The organism is Bacillus sp. FSL W7-1582, from assembly GCF_038593325.1.
GTDB classification, from domain to species: Bacteria; Bacillota; Bacilli; order Bacillales; family Bacillaceae; genus Bacillus; species Bacillus altitudinis.
This window is the reverse complement of the sequence record NZ_CP151987.1, coordinates 1051729-1070538: the sequence shown is the minus strand read 5'-3', so window position 1 is coordinate 1070538 and position 18810 is coordinate 1051729. Positions and strand designations below refer to the sequence as shown.

The 18810-nt window shown below is 42.3% G+C and carries 20 protein-coding genes; 10 read left to right on the top strand and 10 right to left on the bottom strand.

Annotated features, from left to right (window positions below):
- Nucleotides 1-15 precede the first annotated feature (15 nt).
- Complete coding sequence (locus NSQ11_RS05400; protein ID WP_342501290.1) at nucleotides 16-1392, top strand: MATE family efflux transporter; 1377 nt, start codon at nucleotides 16-18, stop codon at nucleotides 1390-1392.
- A 245-nt stretch (nucleotides 1393-1637) separates the two neighbouring features.
- On the opposite strand, the gene NSQ11_RS05395 is transcribed toward NSQ11_RS05400, so the two are convergent.
- From NSQ11_RS05395 to asnB, 4 genes are all read right to left on the bottom strand, one after another.
- Nucleotides 1638-2477: a phytoene/squalene synthase family protein gene (locus NSQ11_RS05395; protein ID WP_008348588.1), complete on the bottom strand. Its 840-nt coding sequence runs from the start codon at nucleotides 2475-2477 to the stop codon at nucleotides 1638-1640.
- Nucleotides 2470-3945, bottom strand: a complete 1476-nt coding sequence (gene crtI / locus NSQ11_RS05390) for a phytoene desaturase family protein (protein ID WP_046526629.1) — start codon at nucleotides 3943-3945, stop codon at nucleotides 2470-2472. The genes NSQ11_RS05395 and crtI (NSQ11_RS05390) overlap by 8 nt, the downstream gene beginning before the upstream one ends.
- Nucleotides 3942-5459 (bottom strand): phytoene desaturase family protein, encoded by a 1518-nt coding sequence (gene crtI, locus NSQ11_RS05385; RefSeq protein WP_025207118.1) that lies wholly within the window; start codon nucleotides 5457-5459, stop codon nucleotides 3942-3944. The genes crtI (NSQ11_RS05390) and crtI (NSQ11_RS05385) overlap by 4 nt, the downstream gene beginning before the upstream one ends.
- A 147-nt stretch (nucleotides 5460-5606) precedes the next feature.
- Complete coding sequence (gene asnB, locus NSQ11_RS05380) at nucleotides 5607-7448, bottom strand: asparagine synthase (glutamine-hydrolyzing) (RefSeq protein ID WP_024720029.1); 1842 nt, start codon at nucleotides 7446-7448, stop codon at nucleotides 5607-5609.
- Between the two features lie 155 nt (nucleotides 7449-7603).
- Here asnB and NSQ11_RS05375 point away from each other — a divergent pair, with 155 nt between their 5' ends.
- A complete protein-coding gene (locus NSQ11_RS05375) occupies nucleotides 7604-8131 on the top strand; it encodes a DUF2777 family protein (RefSeq protein WP_017360210.1) in 528 nt (175 codons plus the stop codon).
- 38 nt (nucleotides 8132-8169) lie between these two features.
- Here the strand turns inward: NSQ11_RS05375 and NSQ11_RS05370 are convergent, their stop codons facing one another.
- The 3 genes from NSQ11_RS05370 to NSQ11_RS05360 all read right to left on the bottom strand — a co-directional run bounded on the left by NSQ11_RS05370 (nucleotide 8170) and on the right by NSQ11_RS05360 (nucleotide 9880).
- The gene (locus tag NSQ11_RS05370; RefSeq protein ID WP_007499115.1) at nucleotides 8170-8538 is read right to left on the bottom strand and encodes a YisL family protein; all 369 of its coding nucleotides are present in this window, start codon (nucleotides 8536-8538) and stop codon (nucleotides 8170-8172) included.
- Between the two features lie 91 nt (nucleotides 8539-8629).
- Complete coding sequence (locus tag NSQ11_RS05365; protein ID WP_007499116.1) at nucleotides 8630-9535, bottom strand: fumarylacetoacetate hydrolase family protein; 906 nt, start codon at nucleotides 9533-9535, stop codon at nucleotides 8630-8632.
- A gap of 18 nt (nucleotides 9536-9553) precedes the next feature.
- The gene (locus NSQ11_RS05360; RefSeq protein WP_017360211.1) at nucleotides 9554-9880 is read right to left on the bottom strand and encodes a hypothetical protein; all 327 of its coding nucleotides are present in this window, start codon (nucleotides 9878-9880) and stop codon (nucleotides 9554-9556) included.
- Nucleotides 9881-10408: 528 nt separating this feature from the next.
- Between NSQ11_RS05360 and NSQ11_RS05355 the strand changes: the two genes are divergently transcribed.
- The 8 genes from NSQ11_RS05355 (at nucleotide 10409) to NSQ11_RS05320 (ending at nucleotide 13878) form a co-directional block, all read left to right on the top strand.
- Nucleotides 10409-11503 (top strand): CotH kinase family protein, encoded by a 1095-nt coding sequence (locus NSQ11_RS05355; RefSeq protein WP_236810366.1) that lies wholly within the window; start codon nucleotides 10409-10411, stop codon nucleotides 11501-11503.
- Between the two features lie 122 nt (nucleotides 11504-11625).
- Nucleotides 11626-11787 (top strand): aspartyl-phosphate phosphatase Spo0E family protein, encoded by a 162-nt coding sequence (locus tag NSQ11_RS05350; RefSeq protein ID WP_008348605.1) that lies wholly within the window; start codon nucleotides 11626-11628, stop codon nucleotides 11785-11787.
- 127 nt (nucleotides 11788-11914) lie between these two features.
- A complete protein-coding gene (locus tag NSQ11_RS05345; RefSeq protein WP_003211745.1) occupies nucleotides 11915-12136 on the top strand; it encodes a spore germination protein in 222 nt (73 codons plus the stop codon).
- 14 nt (nucleotides 12137-12150) lie between these two features.
- Nucleotides 12151-12384 carry a spore germination protein GerPB gene (locus NSQ11_RS05340; protein ID WP_003210877.1) on the top strand — a complete coding sequence of 78 codons (234 nt, stop codon included), beginning with the start codon at nucleotides 12151-12153 and terminating at the stop codon, nucleotides 12382-12384.
- 31 nt (nucleotides 12385-12415) lie between these two features.
- Nucleotides 12416-13030 carry a spore germination protein GerPC gene (locus NSQ11_RS05335; protein ID WP_008348607.1) on the top strand — a complete coding sequence of 205 codons (615 nt, stop codon included), beginning with the start codon at nucleotides 12416-12418 and terminating at the stop codon, nucleotides 13028-13030.
- Entirely contained in the window at nucleotides 13027-13203 is a 177-nt protein-coding gene (locus tag NSQ11_RS05330) for a germination protein GerPD (protein ID WP_003210893.1), read from the top strand. The genes NSQ11_RS05335 and NSQ11_RS05330 overlap by 4 nt, the downstream gene beginning before the upstream one ends.
- The gene (locus tag NSQ11_RS05325) at nucleotides 13203-13637 is read left to right on the top strand and encodes a spore germination protein GerPE (protein WP_191218906.1); all 435 of its coding nucleotides are present in this window, start codon (nucleotides 13203-13205) and stop codon (nucleotides 13635-13637) included. Before NSQ11_RS05330 ends, NSQ11_RS05325 begins: the two co-directional genes overlap by 1 nt.
- A gap of 22 nt (nucleotides 13638-13659) precedes the next feature.
- Nucleotides 13660-13878 (top strand): spore germination protein, encoded by a 219-nt coding sequence (locus tag NSQ11_RS05320; protein WP_003211468.1) that lies wholly within the window; start codon nucleotides 13660-13662, stop codon nucleotides 13876-13878.
- Between the two features lie 47 nt (nucleotides 13879-13925).
- On the opposite strand, the gene NSQ11_RS05315 is transcribed toward NSQ11_RS05320, so the two are convergent.
- The 3 genes from NSQ11_RS05315 to sbcD are packed head-to-tail and all read right to left on the bottom strand — an operon-like array spanning nucleotide 13926 to nucleotide 18810.
- Nucleotides 13926-14225, bottom strand: coding sequence for a hypothetical protein (locus tag NSQ11_RS05315; RefSeq protein ID WP_035700204.1), 300 nt, complete (start codon nucleotides 14223-14225; stop codon nucleotides 13926-13928).
- 17 nt (nucleotides 14226-14242) lie between these two features.
- Nucleotides 14243-17638 (bottom strand): exonuclease subunit SbcC, encoded by a 3396-nt coding sequence (gene sbcC / locus NSQ11_RS05310; protein ID WP_342501289.1) that lies wholly within the window; start codon nucleotides 17636-17638, stop codon nucleotides 14243-14245.
- Complete coding sequence (gene sbcD, locus NSQ11_RS05305; RefSeq protein ID WP_052320664.1) at nucleotides 17635-18810, bottom strand: exonuclease subunit SbcD; 1176 nt, start codon at nucleotides 18808-18810, stop codon at nucleotides 17635-17637. Before sbcD ends, sbcC begins: the two co-directional genes overlap by 4 nt.

The following is an 18810-nucleotide window of genomic DNA, read 5'->3' as shown; positions in this document are numbered from 1 at the left end:
AAAGAAGGTGATGTGATGAAACCACAAGCACTGACAATACAAAAGGTTCAAGCCAAAAGTGAAAAATCCCACCCTTCATTATTTGCATTAACTTGGCCTATTTTTATCGAAATCTCTTTATATATGCTGATGGGGAGCGCAGATACACTGATGCTCAGCCAGTATTCTGACAATAGTGTTGCCGCAGTAGGGGTAAGCAATCAGCTACTAAATCTATTGATTGTGATGTTCAGCTTCATTACGACTGGGACGACGATTGTCATTGCGCAACTTTTAGGAGCGGGCCGCAATCAGGAAGCGACCCTAGTTGCCTATGTATCACTAGGCACCAACTTCCTCATTAGCTTTGTGATCAGTCTTCTTATGTTTGTGTTAGCTGTGCCCATCCTGCATATGATGGGATTATCAAGCGAGCTCATGCCAGATGCAACCGTCTTTTTACAGATTGTCGGCCTGCTGTCTTTTATACAGGCGCTCATTATGACCTATAGTGCTATTTTAAAAAGCTATGGATTCACGAGAGATACGATGTATGTCACCATCGGTATGAATCTGTTAAACGTTGCTGGTAATTATTTGGTCATCTTTGGACCATTTGGCTTCCCTGTATTAGGTGTCATGGGTGTTGCTCTTTCCACATCATTTGCACGGTTGATCGGTCTAACAGCCATGATCCTCATTGTTCGACACCGCATTGGATTGCGGTTTTCATTCAAGCGAATGTTTTACATCCAGCGAACGCATTTAAAAAAACTGCTAAAAATCGGCATTCCTTCTGCTGGAGAACAGCTTTCTTATAATGGCTCTCAAATGATTATTACGCTGTTTATCACATTTATGGGCACGCAAGCACTGGCAGCAAAAGTCTATACCCAGAATTTGATGATGTTCATTATGTTATTTGGTGCCGCCATTAGCCAAGGAACGCAAATCTTAATTGGGCGCCTGATCGGGGCGAAAGAATTTGATGCGGCCTATCGAAGATGCATGAAAAGCTTATACTGGGCCATTGCCATCTCGCTTCTTTCTTCGACTGCTTTATCTTTATCATCGACGCATTTACTTACTTTTTTCACTAGCAACAGTGAGATCATTCAAATCGCGAGCGTCCTCCTCATATTGACGATTATTTTAGAGCCTGGACGTTCTTTTAATATGGTCATCATCAACTCCTTGCGGGCAGCTGGTGACGCGAAGTTTCCAGTCTATATGGCGATGATTTCAATGTGGGGCATCGGCCTTCCGATCGCTTATTTATTAGGCATTCAACTTGAAATGGGCCTGATCGGGGTTTGGATTTCTTTTATCGTGGATGAATGGGTAAGAGGTATCTTCATGTATAGGCGGTGGCGTTCAAGAGTGTGGACGGAGTACCGGTTTACTTCCACATAAAAAGGACTGCGGGTGCAGTCCTTTCAGATTGTTGACAAAGGGCTAAAACGAACTTTATTTTAGCCCTTTGTCTTCTTTTCAGCGTGATAGAAAACCTTTGCAGCCCTAGGAAGGACGAGCATCGGCGCGGAGCGAATTTGACATTCGTGAGCACCGAAGCGCAGGACTGACACCGAATGCGAGGGTTTGTCTACACGCTGAAAGGGCTAAAACGAACTTTATTTTACCCCTTTGTCTTCTTTTCATTACGTAATATCTTCTAAAATAAGTGCTTTTTCTTGTGTTGAAATATATGACCGCTTCGTAAAGACGCGGTATTCGTTTTCTCTAGTTTTATCTAAAATAGCCTTATAAAAGTGAGCAGCTGCTTTCACCGGTATCCTTGAATAAAGTGGGAATTCATGTAGATGGTCAAAAAATTCCTCATAGTACGCCTCTGCCTCAAACGCAATATATTCCCATACGTGCTGGAAGGCTTGATTGACGATCCCTTCTTGTAATTCTTGCTCTGTATACCCAAATTGATCCATGACTTGTTTTGGCAAATAAATGCGGTTCCTTTCCGCCTTATCCTCACCAATGTCTCGAAGAATATTGGTCAACTGCATGCCAATCCCAAGGGAAATCGCTGCTTCTTTTAGCTGTTCTTTTTTACGCGGTGCAATGATCGGAAGCAGCATTAATCCAACTGTACTTGCGACATGATAGGAATAGATGAGCAGTTCATCTAACGTTTCATATCGATGCTGCTCTAAATCCATCTCCTGTCCTCGCAGCAGGTCACGGAATGGGGCTTCATCCATACGAAACTGTTGAAATGTATACTCCAGCGCCACCCACATTGGATCATCACGATCTACTTTTCCTTGCAAGAAACGATCAAATGCCTCCTGAAAAGACGTCAGTTCTTCCTTTGGTGAAGGAGACTCATCTACAATGTCATCCGCTCTCCTACAAAAGGAATAAACAGCCCAAACAGCCTGTCTTTTCTTTTTAGGCAGCATGGAAAAGGCACGATAAAACGTTTTTGAATGAGTTTGAATGGTCTCTTCACATATTTTCAATGCTGTTTGCACATCAACCACTTAGCTTCACTTCCTTTCTGTTGTTCAGATCTTTAAGCAGTACAGAAGCCATGAGCTTTGCACTTTGCATCACGATCGGTACCCCGCCGCCGGGATGGATGGAAGCACCTACCGCATATAGATTGTCTACATCTGCAACCTTTACTTGCGGGCGAAACACACCTGATTGAAACAAATTAGGAGCGAGTCCAAAGCTGCCGCCTTCAAACAATCCTTCTCGCATTGAATCATTCGGTGTTCTCACCTTATGCCAGACAACCGCCTCTCGCAGCTGTGGAAAGCCTCTTTTTTCAAGACGCTCCACCATTTTATCCACAAAGTCTGTCTCTTGTTCCCAGTTGATGTGATCTCCTGATGGAACAGGAATGAGCATATATAGGACACTGCTGCCTTCTGGGGCAAGGGATGGATCGATGGTCGATGGATTAAACGTATAAAATGATGGATCTTGAGGTATCGTTTTCGTTTGGAACACCTCTCTCATATGCTGATCAAAGTGTTCTCCCATGAAAAATTGATGAACAGGTGCTTCATCGTATACTTTGTTTAACCCTAGATACACCATCACGCAGCCGGAGGATGGAACGTATTTACGCCGGTCTTGTTCACCTAAACCAAGCTGTTTTAACGCCGCTGGATAATCTCCGTTCATCACAAATGCATCAGCTGCTATGTGCTCATCATTTATTTTTGCCTTGACCACACGTTTCCCCTCAAACTCAAATTGTGCGACTTCTTCACTTTTTCTTATGTGTACACCCGTCTTTAAGAGCTGTCTCTCCAATATATCTACTAAACTCGCATATCCGCCTTTTAAATAGTAAATTCCGTGTGCGTGCTCACTATATGAAACAAGCGAATAAATGGCGGATGCTTCATACGGATTTCCTCCGACATAGAGGGTTTGAAGTGCATATGCATCTCGGAGGCGCTCATCTGAAAAATATTTTTTGAGAGAACTTTGAACGGTTCGATATGCTTTTAATTTCATTAAAATCTTCATGTTCGCTTTTGTAAAAAAGGTTCGTTTTTCATGAAATGATTTTTCTAGAAAAGCTTCCTGCCCTTCTTGAAACCGATCCGTCATTTCTTGCATAAATGTTAAATATCCCTGTTCTTCCTTTGGAAATACACGTTTGATTTCTTCTAGTTGTCGCCGTGTATCAGAGTATTTCGTGTAGGAAGTTCCATCTTGATAGTGGATCGTATACAGCGGATCGAGCTGCAAGAGATCAAGAGATGTTTCATCAATGCCTACGTCATGTAAAATGCCTCTTAACATATCAGGAAGTAGGACAATGGTCGGACCTTCATCTACTTTATATCCTTTCTCACGTACAAAAGCAAGTCTCCCGCCGAGCCGTTCATTTTTTTCAACAAGGGTGACATCATGTCCAGCTTTTTTTAAATAGAGGGCTGAGATCATTCCGCCAATACCGCCGCCAGCAATCAATATATGTTTTTTCATGAGGCGCTCCCCTTTTCTTGATGTGGCACTCTTTTGTGCGTATGTTTCTCTTTTGCCAGAATCGCATTTGTCGTAATACGCGCTGATTCTAAAATGGTTGGCAATCCACTGCCTGGGTGGGTTCCTCCACCAACGAGCCAGCAGTGTTTCAACTCATCAAATTCATTATGCGGCCTGAGTACCATCATCTGCGTCAACTGATGACCCAGATTAAATGTAGCTCCTTCATATACATACAGCTCTTCTTCCCAATGCTTCGGCGTGATCATCCGCTCGACTTCAATATGCTGCCTGATATTCTTAAAGCCCGTTTTCCGCTCCAGTGTATCCAGCACAAGCTCTCTAAATTCTTCTTGATGCGCTTCCCAGTCAATACCGCTTTGATTATTGGCAACGGGTGCTAACACATAAAGAGCGGACTTGCCTTTTGGCGCAAGCGAATCATCTGTCACACTTGCATTTTGAATATAAATGGACGGATCATCCGGCAGCTCAAAGGTTTTCGTAATCTCTTTGACGAACTTCGCATAGTCATCGGAAAAAACGATGGTATGATGCGGCTCATCATATATCGTATCTAAACCTAGGTACAGCATAAAGGTGGAGCATGAGAATTTTTTCTTTTTCAGTTTCTTCTCGCTATATTTCTTTAAAAGACCCGGCTCTACAAGCTTTGTCATCACGTGTGCAAAATCACCATTTACGACGACCTCATCTGCCTGTATTTCTTCACCAGTTTCTAAGCGAATGCCCTTCACTTTCCTGCCTTCCGTCAGCAACTTGTCAACTCCAGTTGATAGATGAAGGGTAGCCCCAGATTCAACAGCTGCCTTTGCCATCGCTTCTGACAGCTGATTCACTCCGCCTTTTGGATGATAAACGCCTGTGTCATGCTCCATAAAGGAAAGAATTGAGAACGCTCCTGGGCATTCCCAAGGTGACATCCCTAAATATTTTGATTGGAATGTAAAGGCATATTTCACTGATTCATTTGAGAAATAATCCGACAGCACATCATATAAGCTTTTATTTAATGAGAGCTGAGGAAGTGCTTTGATGACTTTTGGACGCAAATAATGATGGAAACGATCCATTTTACTTTGTAGAATCGGCGTTAGGCGGTCCATTTTTCGTTTTGTATCATTCATAAAACGTACATACCCCTCGCCCTCACCAGGTGCAAAGGCTTCTAGCCGTTTGTACATTTCGTCTCGATCTCGAATCATATCAAGCTTCTCATCTTGAAAAATTAATCTATACATTTCTTTTAATTCAATCACATCTATATAATCATAGAGATTTTTACCGGCAAAGGTGAACAGTTCCTCTGCAATATGAATCATACTGAGAAAAGTAGGACCTGTATCAAACGTGAAATCACCAAGTTGAAACTTAGAGTTACGTCCGCCAACAAAGGACTGTTTTTCATATATATGAACATCATGTCCTTTGCTTTTCAACATCATAGCTGCTGCAAGTCCTCCTGGTCCTGCTCCGATCACAATGATTTTCATTATCCTTTTTCCTCCAAATTAATTCACTTTAAGTTAATTATACAAATTGAAGCGGTTAGATCAACTTTTGATGTGCTCTAAAAGTCTCATGTTATGTAGCAAAAAAGCCGACTTCCTTTCAACAAGTGCAAGAAAGCCGACCCTTTGTTATGCTTCTATATCAATTCGATATGTTTCAAACCAATGATGAATCTGTGCCAAATGGGCAATGAGCTGTGGGCCTTTCATTAACTGACCATACCAAGGGACCTGGAAAGAAGCCCCTTCCGTTTCAATCAGCTGTTTTAATTGATGTGGATCTAAAAATTCATGAAGCACAGAATCCTTTTGCGCGAGACAATCTGTTAACATCTCTTTTACCGCCTGAGTATAAGCAGGATGATGTGTTTTCGGATAAGGGCTCTTCTTGCGATAAAGCACTTCATTCGGTAAAATTCCCTCTAATGCTTTCCTCAAAACCCCTTTTTCCCGATTTCCATACATTTTCATTTCCCAAGGAATATTCCATACATACTCAACAAGACGATGATCTGCGAATGGTACACGTACCTCAAGGCTCGCCCCCATGCTCATACGATCTTTTCGATCCAGCAGTGTTGTCATAAACCAAATCATATTTAAGTAAAAAAGTTCTCTTCGGGCTTTATCTACTCCAGTTTCTCCATCTAAAAGAGGGGTTTCTGCCACGGTTTCTTCATATTTGCTTTGCGCATATTCCTTCAGTGATAATTTCTTTTGCCATGAGTCTTGAAGAAGCTGAATGCGTGCTTCCGTTGATCTCATCCACGGAAATCCATTGGTTTCGCTTGCCATGTGAAACCATGGGTAACCTCCAAAAATTTCATCTGCACATTCACCTGATAAACCAACAACAAAATCCTTTTTAATTTCTCGGCAGAACCATAGTAAGGAAGAATCAATATCTGCCATCCCCGGCAAATCTCGCACTTCAACCGCTTCTTTCAAATAAGAAGCCAGCTCTTTTTGCCCGATGATACAGCTGTGATGATTCGTTTGAAACGCTTTGGTCATTCGATCAATCCACGGCCCGTCAGCATTGGGCTGGAATTGACTTGCTTCAAAGAATTGATCATTTCCGTCGTAATCAACGGAATACGTATGCAGCGGGGCTTTCCCTATTTTCTCAAAGTGCTTGGCGGCAATGGCCGTAATGGCACTAGAATCCACTCCGCCCGATAAAAACGTACATACAGGCACATCAGAGACGAGCTGTCTTGTAACGGCATCCGTAAAGAGTTCCTTCACGTGCTGAGCGGTGTCATCAAGCGAGTCTGTATGCTGCTTGCTTTTGACATTCCAGTACCTCCACACACGCAAACCATCTTTTGAAAAGGTTAGGGCATGTGCCGGCCTCAGCTCTTTCACCCCTTTAAATACGCCTTGCCCTGGTGTTCTAGACGGCCCTAGGCCAAAAATTTCTGATAAGCCTTCATGATCGACTTTGGCTTTCATCTCAGGATGAGCCAGAAGTGCTTTGATTTCTGAACCAAACAAAAAGGAATGATGACGTTCTGTATAGAAAAATGGCTTGACACCGAGCCGGTCTCTCGCTGCAAATAATAATTCACGCTCACTATCCCAAATGACAAATGCAAAAATTCCATTAAAATGGGTCACACACTCTTCCTTCCATTCTGTATAGGCGTGAAGAAGAACCTCTGTATCAGAATGCCCAAGAAAGCGGTGCCCCCTTTTGAATAATTCTTTTCGTATATCCTCCGTGTTATAGAGTTCTCCATTGTATACCACCGTATAATCATGGTGTTGATGGGTATATGTCATCGGCTGCTTTCCGCCTTCAACATCGACAACGGCTAACCGTTTATGGCCGAAAAGAACGTGCTCACTTTTCCACGTATTTGTATCATCCGGCCCTCGTTTAGATAATGTATCTGTCATTTGATTGATTACATGATCCTGTTGGATGAGCTGCTTTTTAAAGTCTGCCCAGCCTGTTATTCCACACATCATCATCAGCTCCCATCCGTTTTTCATCAAGTGTTCTCATTTAGCCTTTCTTAGTTTATGCATCGTCTCCTTGATAGTTGATTTGTCCTTTTTTCCCCTGTGTATAGGACAAGCTTCATTTGGTAAGAAAAGAAAGAGGAAAGGAGGTTTTGCGAATGGAGAACCGCATGACCTATCTTCAGCAAAACCACCCAAAATGGTGTAACGGGTACTTACTGATGGAAAACGGTCATTGTCTGATTGAAGACGAAGAAGGAGACATCATGCTGCCTGAAAGCCTTCAAAGTTCTATGATCTGTTTGAAAGAAAAGGATCGATGGACAAAAGGAGAATTGCTCGGGTCTGTCGTTCTTTGTGAGAATGGGAAGTTGATGGAGGTAAAAGGCGGTGAACGCATTCAATATACAGCGTCTCTTTCTAAAGGGTGGCTTGATTTGCTCATGTTCGTACCGGAAAGCGTCTTTTATCAGATCATTGACTATGTAGAACAGCTTGGCTTTTCCGTCTATGATTGTGTCTTCTCTTCCTTCCATCCTTCTCATCGCGTGTCTTTTTTTCAGTTTTCAGGAGACATGCAATCACTCGCCCTTCAATGCCACCATCATTCGGACGCAAATCAAGTTCACTTGGAATGGACGACGTCTGACGGTCACCGGCTGATGTCTCAGTTTGATCTCACGTAAAAAGGGCACTGCTTTTGATAAGCAATGCCCTTTTTATCTTAAAAGATATGGAAACCGATCGGCAGACGTAAGCCGAGAAGAATGGTCACAATGGCAACCACGATAAAACCAATGAATACACCCGTCACCGATTTTCCTTTTTTCTTGCGTACAAGGACCATTTCCATGAAACCAATCACAAGAATACCAAGTATCATTTTTCCAACATACTCGCCCCCGTAACCCGGGATTTTCATTCCTGTGCGAACATACAGCTCTACACCCGTTGCAATAATAATCAAGTAAAATAGGCGTACGATCATATGCACAATTTTAGCGCCTTTATCGTTTTTACCTGCTAATGCAAAGGCAACGAAAAATAAAATAATACCTAGCACCCACGCTGTAATATGTAAATGTGTTCCCATTTGTGATTTCCCCCTTTATCAGAACAATTACCTTCTCATCGTACCACGAAATAAGTCGAACACAAAGCGACAATCCTGTGTCAACACGCCTTTATTTGACGCGATTTGATAACGTCCCAATTGGTTCAATTGTTACTTCAACCTGATCGCCTGAGGCTAAAAATTTTGGCGGTTCAAAACCTTTGCCGACTCCAGAAGGTGTACCTGTTGCAATGATGTCTCCCGCTTCCAGCGTCATCCCTTTTGAAAGAGTTGACACAATGTCTTCAATTGGGAAGATCATTAATTCCGTACTGGCAGACTGACGAACCTCTCCGTTTACCTTTGTTTCCACATGGAGTGCTCCATGATCCTCGATCACTGACTTGTGAACGATATAAGGTCCCATTGGACAAGTTGTATCTAAGCTTTTTCCGATGAAAAATTGTTTGTGTTTTTTCTGCAAATCTCTTGCCGTTATATCATTTAAAATGGTGTAACCGAAAATGTAATCGTGGACCTCTTCAGGAGCAATATTCTTTCCTGTTTTGCCAATGACAATGGCAAGCTCCCCTTCGTAATCCAATTCACTTGTCACATCTTCATGGAGAAGAATATCCGCTTCATGCCCTACAACAGAGGTAGGCGCCTTTGTAAAGATCATCACGTCTTTAGGAATATCTGCTGCACTTCCCATTTCCATGACGTGATCTTGATAGTTTTTCCCAACACACATGATGTTTTTCGTTGGTTTTGGAATCGGTGCATGGAGTGTCACGTCCGAAAGCGGATAGACATAAGAGCCGCGGTCTTCTTCTTTTTTCTCCGCCCAATCAAGAAGTTGTTTGACGTGTTCGACAAACTTGTCCCCCATGTTGATGCATTCAGATAAAGAGTTTGGCAATGTTTCTAGCTCAAATAGTTTTGCTTCTGCCTTTTTGACGTCCATCACCCATTCATCATCAATGACGACCCCGATAAACAATCTGTTATGTATCTCACCTGTAAAAAACTTCATGTTTTCCCCTCACAATCTTCATTTCAATACATTATGATGTCTCATTTTTATTTCTCTACGAAATAAAAAAAACCCTTTTTTATCATACTCTCTTTTAAAAAGGGTTTCAAAAATGAAGACCTGACATTTAGCGGTAGCGTCGATACTCCCACATATTCCCTTGATCCCATTTACGATCAACATTTCCTTGATGGCGGGAATGATGTTTTTTCTTTCCGCATCTTCGGCAAGAGTGACTCCGTTTATGGTGATGAGAACGTTTAGATCGATGGCTGCGGTGTGATTTGCGGCAGCTTTTCTTATGATGTGATCTGTGTTTGCTGCGGCATGATTTTTTTGGTTCACTCTTTTTGCTGCGGCAAGACTTTTTGCTTTTATACGACTTTTTACTTTTGCATGGTTTCTCGCTCTTTACACTTTTTTTTGAGCAGCGACTTTTTTTAGAGCGATAGCTTTTTTTAGAACGATAGCTTTTATGGCTTTTTTTGCTGCGATGTGACTTACGGCAGCCGCCTCCACCAAAGAACCAGTGACGGCGATTTGAATGACGAGAACGAGATGATTTGTGCGAATGTCCCGATTCTGGTTCACGATCTAAGTGTTGATCACGCCCCTCACTTCGAAGTGAATCAACTGCATGTTCAATATGCGAATGATCAAATGTGCTCACGAACAATTCCCCTCCCAATCTGTGCTCTGACAAAACAAACAGACGAAGCTGTTTATCTTCTCTGCTTTATGTTACGAGACTCGATAGACAAGTGTTCTTGGCGAATGCCTCTTTCTTAGAAAACTCCATGAATACCTACCAGCAGGTACAGGACATTCCTTCATTTTCATATAGTGGAGGAGATATAGGAGGGTGATGAACGCATGGACACAGAACCTTTAAAACAACTGGATATCTGGATTCATCCAAAAGATCTCATGGAATTAAAAAAGGACGTATGGAACGATGAACCCGTCGAGGCCATTCTGAAAACCGGCCAAACCAAGTCACATATTTATGCCTCATACCGAGGATCACACATTCGAAAGCTCAAGAAAAAATCATATCAAATTGAATATCGAAAACCAAAGCAAAGACAGGGCGAATCCCTTTTTCACTTAAATGCAGAGTACAATGATCCTTCTTTCATTCGCAACAGGCTGTCTTTTTATTTCTTTGAACAAATGGGTGTCTTCAGCCCGTCCGCTTCTCATGTGTTTCTGACCATTAATGGAAGAAAAGAAGGCATTTATTTAAAAATAGAATCTGTAGATGAGCGGTTCCTCCAAAAACGACAGCTTCATGGAGGTGGCATTTATTATGCTGTAGATGATGACGCCAATTTCTCTCTTTTAAGTTCATTTGATAAAAAGCCTAAAAAACATCTTCTTCTCGGTTATGAGAAAAAAACAGGAACACCTGAACACGACAAGCAGCTGAGTGAATTTATTTACTTTTTGAACACCGCAAGGGACGACACGTTTGCAAATAAGATTGAGCAGTATCTTGATGTGACACAATATTTCCGCTGGCTCATTGGTGTCGTGTGTACCCAAAATTTTGATGGCTTTGTTCATAACTATGCCCTTTATGTGAATGATCAAGGAAGGTTTCAAGTAATGCCTTGGGATTATGATGCGACTTGGGGTCGTGATATTCACGGAGAAGAAATGGCGTTTGATTATATTCCAGTCAGCGGTTTCAATACATTAACCGCTAGATTACTAGACATCCCTGCATTTAAAAGAGACTATTATGCCCTTTTCCAGCACGTACTAGATACACATTTTTTAGAAAAACGACTTCTCCCCATCATTGAGACATGGCATGCTTCGATTGAGCAGCGAATTGGAGAGGATCCATATACGAAAAACCGACAAGACATGCTGTGTTCAGAGCGAGAATTAATCCGACAGTATATCAACAAAAGACGACGTTATTTACAAACTGAGATTAAAAAAGAGACATCGCGCCTGTAAAGACACTTTCGAATTTTGTCACTTTAGTTCTCATATTGACGAAAGAGCTTTTTTTATAGAAAAATAGGGTATACTAACCATATCCTTCTATTTGATAAAAAATGTGAGAGTTGGCGTCCGTTATGATCAATTATGAAATTGAACAAAAAAGATTACATTTGATTGAGACCGCAAAAAAATTCGGAATGAATGCCGAAGAAACCATCAGGTGCAGTCAAGAGCTTGACACACTCTTAAATAAAGGCATCAAAACCACCTCTAAAGAATGCTCGAATAAAGGGTAAACCATACACTTCATTCCTCTCATCAAAGTTCTTCAAAAAGACAATCACATATTAAAAGACCCATCATAAGCTATGGTGAAACGCCCAAAAACGAAGTGCCCTATTTTTCTAAAGGATGTGCACCGCTATGCCGGCTATTGTTGGAGCCTTTAAAGTAAATGCCGTCGGAACGAGCGGAGTCGTTCATGTTGGAGACTGCATCACCATTTCTCCAAATAGTCAGGTTAAAACGTTTGCTGGCGCAGGCAGTTTTAACACTGGTGATCAATTACGCATTAGCAACTATAAAAGTGTGACAAATACGTATGATAGTGATGTCATTGATCAACCGCTTGTTGGTAACTTGTAAGGAGTGAGAATCCGTTGAACTTCTATATTAATCAAGCGATACAAATTAATTACTTACGTGTGGAGTCTGTGAGTAACTCATCCGTTCTGCAAATCGGCAGTGCTGGATCAATCAAAGCACTCTCCAATCTGTATAACACTGGTAGCTACGTAGAAGCAGCACCTGCCGCAGCAGGCACACAAGGAATTGAAGAGTCTCAAGGCGCAAGCACGGCACCTTTTGTACCGCTTCAGTCACCAACAACATAAGTTCATCTGCAATCCCCGGAGGTGTATGCATATGTATGACTATCAAAACAGCGCTTCACAAATGTATGGCATCATTCAAAAGCAAACACAGCAAATCATGATGCTTGAAAAAAGGCTTAACGAGCTTCAGCAGGAAATGCAAATGATCAAAGATAAACCGACAACAACGATTGAACGGATTGATTATCAATTTGATCAACTGAAAATCGAGCGGCTGGAAGGCACATTAAATATCGGTCTCAATCCATCTGATCCAAATAGTGTTCAAAATTTTGAAGTGGGCCAAACAACAACCCCGGGAATTGGAATGATGCAGCAAGAAATGGCTGATCAATTTTTCAATCAAACACGCCAGCTTGTCGATGCATTCTTAAATGAAGAAGCACCGCAGCTTCTTGAAGAACTAGAGCAGCGATACGAAGGCTCGCTTGATGAAAGCAACAAACACCATATTATTGAGGACATTCGAAAACAAATAGACAGCAGAATCAAATATTATGCGGGGCAGCTGCCACAAAGGGAAGATATGACCCCGCTTCAACGTTCCGAGCAAATTGCTGAATACGTGAAACATGATGTCAAACGGGCAATCGAGCACTTTTTAGCCCATATTCCAAATGAAACGAAAGGAGAGGAAAACGGATGAATTTCACAGTCGTCAACCGCAACATCGAAACCGGAAGCATTAAAGTAGTTGGGGTATCGTCCTCTTCCCTATTTATTATCGGGGACACGGACCATGTACAGCTGTCATCGATTTTCGATACACCGCCAGAATCATTAATTATTGGCCCGTTTGTTCCTCTAGCCCCTCGATAATGATTAAGCGCACATCTCAAGTGAAGTTCTCGAAGGTGAATTCTGTCGGGATTGCGAGTGTTGTTCAAATTGGTGATACACAAGAGCTATGTCCGAACGTGAAGGTGTTAGCTGTTCAGCGAACCATTAGTTTGTTTTATGGAAATGAAGCTGAAAACCTAGATGCAAAAGAATTTGAAGTGTATTATGAGCCGATCCCATTGATGCTGCCAGAACGAGCGGTTAGAACGGCCTTTTATCATGAAAAGCCTCTCATTAAAGTGTCGTCCATTCATGTAGAAGGGGTCTCTTCCTCCTCTATCTATCAAATTGGCTCTACGTGCGGAATAAATGCCGTTGCGCGAGTGAAGCATATTCGAGAGTTATTTAGCAACAATGACGAACAGCCGCCAAACTCACAATTGGACCTACCTGCGCATATGATGGTGATATGACTTCGAATAAAGGATGTCGATTATGCCAGCAATTGTCGGACCCATTTACATTAACTCGATTTCTGGGGGCGTCGTAAACGTCGGTGACTCATTTTATCTTTCGCCTAAAAGTTCTTCAAAATCTGCTTTAGGCTCTGGAGCGGGGAATACCGGAGATTTCTTGATTTTAAATAATGGCATTAGCGCCACCAACTATGTGGATCCTGACTTAAATGATCAGAATATGGTAGGCAATGCATAAAGCGGCTCCTCTACACTCATTTCATTTAGAGGAGCGCTTTTTTATGCTCATTTCTTTCTACGTTGTCTTGATTTCTTTGTTTTGACCAGCTTGCTTGCCGGCTGCTTTCGAATCCATTTGATGTACGGAACAAGCTTTTCATCTTGTCTTAGTGCATCCAGCGTATTCAAACGTGCGGCAAGCTCCTGGTTTGTATAAAGAGCATGTACTTGTTTATGGCAAGGGATACACAGGAAGGTAGTCGGTAGAAAGGCCCCTCCCTCTTCTTTTGGGGTCAAGTGATGTTCCGTAAGGACGACCTCTTGTCTTCCGCACAGCTCACATAATCCAATCGTTTGCTTTGCCATCCTGAGATCACCTCACTTTACATTAATTCCATCGAGACTGTTGTTCCTTTCCCGCTTGGATCTGCTGGGTGGACAATCAGTTTCTTTGGCAGTCTCATCTTTAATTCTTCCACATGGCTGATCACACCAACAGCTAAATTTTGAGACTGTAGTTTCTCTAATGCCGTAATCACCGTATCTAACAAGTCTTGATCGAGTGTACCAAATCCTTCATCTAAGAAGAAGAATTGCAGCGGGAACTCACCTCTCAGCTGAATTTGTGCAGACAGAGCAAGAGCAAGTGCTAAAGACGTCAGGAAAGTTTCTCCCCCAGACAAGCTGGATACCGGACGTCTGACACCTCCATTGGCATCATCCCGCATCACAAAACCGCCCTCTGAATCGACTTCAATGGCATACCTTTGTCTTGTCAAAATCCCAAGACGATGAGAAGCATCACGGCTGACACTTTCTAGCTGTTCTTCTGCTAGGAACTCAACAAATGTATTCCCTTTAAACACAGTTTGAAGCTTATCCAGCCGGTCAATTTCTTGCTGCAGTTCTTCAAGGCGCTCATGAATGCTTGCAAAGCGCTGATGGTTTGCTTCAATCACTCGCAGATGCTCCTGTGCAGATCCACTCAGCGCTGTCGCTTCTTCAAGCGCTTTTTCCGCCGCTTCTTTTTTTAGTTGAATATCTGTCCACTCGTCTTCATCCAGCGACTCACCTTTTAACAGTTCCGAAATTCGCTTTAAGTTTGCTGCACATTGCTTTCTTTTATCCTCAAATTCCTCAATTTCCTGTTTGACTGTAAGACGTACAGATCGATCCATTAAAGCAGGTTCAATCTCCTGCGGCTGATCAAAAGGAGTAGATCCTGTTTCTTTTTGCCATGCTTCCTCAGCTTCTTGTTTTCGCCGCTTAGCCTCTTGGAGCTGACGTTCACTGCTTGAGAAATGGCTTTGCGCCTCACTAAATAATTGCTGTGCATGCTTGAATTGCTCGTACGATTGCTGTTCTTTTTCATTTAGATGAGCAAGAGATTGTTGAACTTCGTCCAGTTCATCAGAAAGAGAAGCGGCTTTTAAAGGATATCGCTGTAAATCTGTTTCATATTGATCGATCAGGTGCTGCTGGCTTCCCAGTTGATGCGCCAGCTTATCGAGTTCCTTCTCTAGATCGTATATGGCTGTTTGCAGATGCTCTTTTGCCTGCTGTTTTTCCTCTAGAAAAGAAATACTCTTCTCAATACGCTCTTGATAACCTTCCGCTTGTTGATCCTTTTCGTCAATTTGTTGCTGCATTTCCTGCACTTGGTTGATTGTCAGGTGAGGAAAGGTCTGTTCAAATTGCGTCAGTTGTTCGGAAAGCTCAGATCGAAGCTCCTTGATCAGCATGTCTAGTTCTTGTATGCGCTGCTGCTCAAATGTCAGTTGATCTTTGACTTTGCTCATTTCTGCCGCTTGATCATAAGTGACGTCCATTAAACGAGCTCGTTTGCTTTCGATTGCTTGAATATCTTGTTTTACACCTTTCCATTCTTGAATCAGCTGGTGCAAAGACTGCGGATTCTGTACTGCTTCTACTGCTGCAGCTACTTCCGAATCGGGGGCTTTTTGCGATAAAAAGGAGAACTGTTTAACTAATTGATTGGCATGCGTTTCAAGCAGCTGCTTTGCAGCAAACATGTCTCTAGCATATTCCTCTGCCAGCTTGAGCTCTTTATCCATTTTTACAATCCATTCATCAATTTGGGCAACCGTTTCTTCATGGTCATTGTCTATCACAGCATTTGGATCATGATGAATCGATCCACAAACAGGACATGGTTCACCGTCTACTAGCTCTGCCGCTAATTCTTTTCTTAATTCTGCCGATCTGACAACATCACGCTGTTTTAATTTTTCTTGTTTTTTGTCCTGCTCTTTATGACTCCATTCTGTAAGACCTCGTTCAAATTCACATACATAAAAATACAATTGTTCTATCGCTTGAAACGATTGATTTATTTTTTCATGATGATCTTTTTGCTGTTTTTGAAGCTTTTCATATGATTGTGTCGCCTGTGCTGAACGCTGTCTTAGCTCCTCAATCTTTTGTTCTTCCTTTTGAATGCTCACATTCATTCTTTGAACATTTTCACTGAAACGAAGTGCGTCTTGTACAAGTTTCCGCTCTTTGACAGAGACTTGTAATTGTTCCAGCTCATGCTTCAACTGTGTTTGTTTCGCAAGCGCACGCTCTAATAAAGATTGCAGGTTTTCGGCTTCCGCTTTTTTTTGAGTCAATTGCTGCGCTTTTTCATGGTTTTGCTGCTCTAGTACGGTCTTTTCCTGAAGAGCTGTTTCTTTTTTTCGTTCAATTTCTTTTAATTGAATCAGCTGCTCTTTCTTTTGAAGAAGCTCTGGCTCATTTTCCATTTTCTTTTGCCGCGTTTGCTCATACTCCTGCGTCATTTGATCATAGATCGTTCGTTGAAGAAGTAAATGTTTTTCTGCTTCCTGCTTCTCTTTTGATGCTTGAGAGAGCTGCTTTTCAGCCTTTGTTAATGCATCCGCATAAGGCTTTAATGTCTCTGCCTGCTCTGCAATGCGAAGTTGATTCTTTTTCTCTTCCATCGTTGGTGCCAGTAGATTGAGTTTGTTTTGTTCCTTCTCGTACGCTTCTTGTTCCTTTTGATACTGCCAGATGGCTTGCGCTTTTGTAAAAGCAGTGAACGCTTCGTCCCGCGTTTGTTTTTTCTCAAGAAAAATAGCTTGCGCCTGCGCAGCTGCTTCTTTAGCTTTCGCTAATGCCTCTGGACCAGCTTCTCCTAATCCAGTCAGTTCAGCCAGCAGTTCGTTTTTCTGTCCATAGTGTTTTTGAGCCTTTGCGCGTAAACGTTTGACGAGCTGATCACCATATTTCTCCAAATTAAACAAGCGCTGCAGCATTTGGCGTCTGTCGGCTCCTTTCAATGAAAGGAATTCCGCAAACTTTCCTTGGGGTAAAACAACCGCTCTCGTAAAATCGTCAATGGTTAAACCAAGTAATTCTTCTATTTTACGATTGACCTCACTTGCTTTATCTGCAAGAACTGTCTGCGTATCACCAATTTCAATCAATCGGCATAACGTCGTTCTAACCTTCATTTCATCTGCCCGTTTAAAGGCACGTTCCACTTTATAAGAAATATGGTGTTCCCTTTGCAAAGCGAACGTAAAGGAGACAGACAGCTTTTCTTCAGCTTGGTTCAAAATACCATGCGTATTATTGAGTGCACGTTCGACCTTGCCATAGAGTGCGAGTGTCATGGCATCTAATATGGACGATTTTCCGCTTCCAGTCGGTCCAAAAATACCAAACACACCTGCATCACATAAGGAGCTAAAGTCAATGGTTTGCTCTTCTCTGAAGCTATGAAGTCCTTTAATGGTTAGCGTGATCGGCTTCAATTCGCTTCCTCCTCTTGCATGTCATTGGCAAGCTCTAAAAATAGCTTGACGGTTTTTTCATCAGGTAGACCTCCACCTGTCTGACGCTCATAAAATTTCACAAACCGCTCTTCAATCGAGAGCTTTTCCACTTGTTTTTGTTCTTCTTTTTGCTGTAACTCTTTAAACTTTGGTCTAATATGGACAAATCCACTATGCTGTTTTCTCAGCTGATGAATTTGTTCGATCGACAGCTGATCTGTTAAGTGAATCTCTAAATCAATCCAGGCTTGAAGATCCCGCTTTTCATCCAGCCAACTGTGTACTTGGCTCAGCCCTTCAGTCGCCTTCCACTTCATAAGTGGTTTACCGCTTGATAAAAACACTTCTTTCCAGCTTGCTGTTTCATTCGGTTTTGCATCCACAATGGTGACTGATTTGGCGTAGCCTGCTTCAGAAAAGCTGTATGCAAGTGGAGAGCCAGAATAGCGGGCAATCGTTTTGGCACGTTTAATGGTTTGGGGGCGATGCAAATGCCCCAATGCGACATAACAAGCCGCCTCAGGCAGACTTTCGGCCGCAACGGTATATGCGCCTCCCACTTCAATCGGCCTTTCCGAATCCGTTTGACTGCCACCTGCCACATAAATATGACTTGTTGCGATATTAACCGTATCCGCCTGAAATTGGTTGCTTAAATGTTGAAACATTTGTTGTATTTTTAAATTGTACTGATCACGGAGCAGTTTCTCTTCAAATGTTTCAGCCAGCACTTCGTTTAGCCTTGCTTCGGACGGGTAAGCGAGTGCTGCAATAGATAGACGTTCACTTGCAGAAGGAACATCGACATGAATTAAATCATTTGTCGGATATCCAATTAAATGAATCCCCTGCTCATTCGTTAAAGGAGATGCGGCTGATAAACGGTCTGGGTTATCATGGTTGCCAGAGATCACAACCACCTGACGCTTTCCTTTATCAGATAATGCAGACAGACTTTCATAAAAAAGCTGTTCTGCGCGAGCAGGAGGGTTCACTGTATCAAAGGCATCTCCAGCCATCACAACGACATCAATGTGTTCATCCTTGACGATTTGATTTAATTCATCTAAAAACTCCGCTTGCTCCTCAAGCCGGCTTCGGCCTTCAAGGGTTTTCCCTAGATGCCAATCCGCTGTATGCAGAATCCTCAT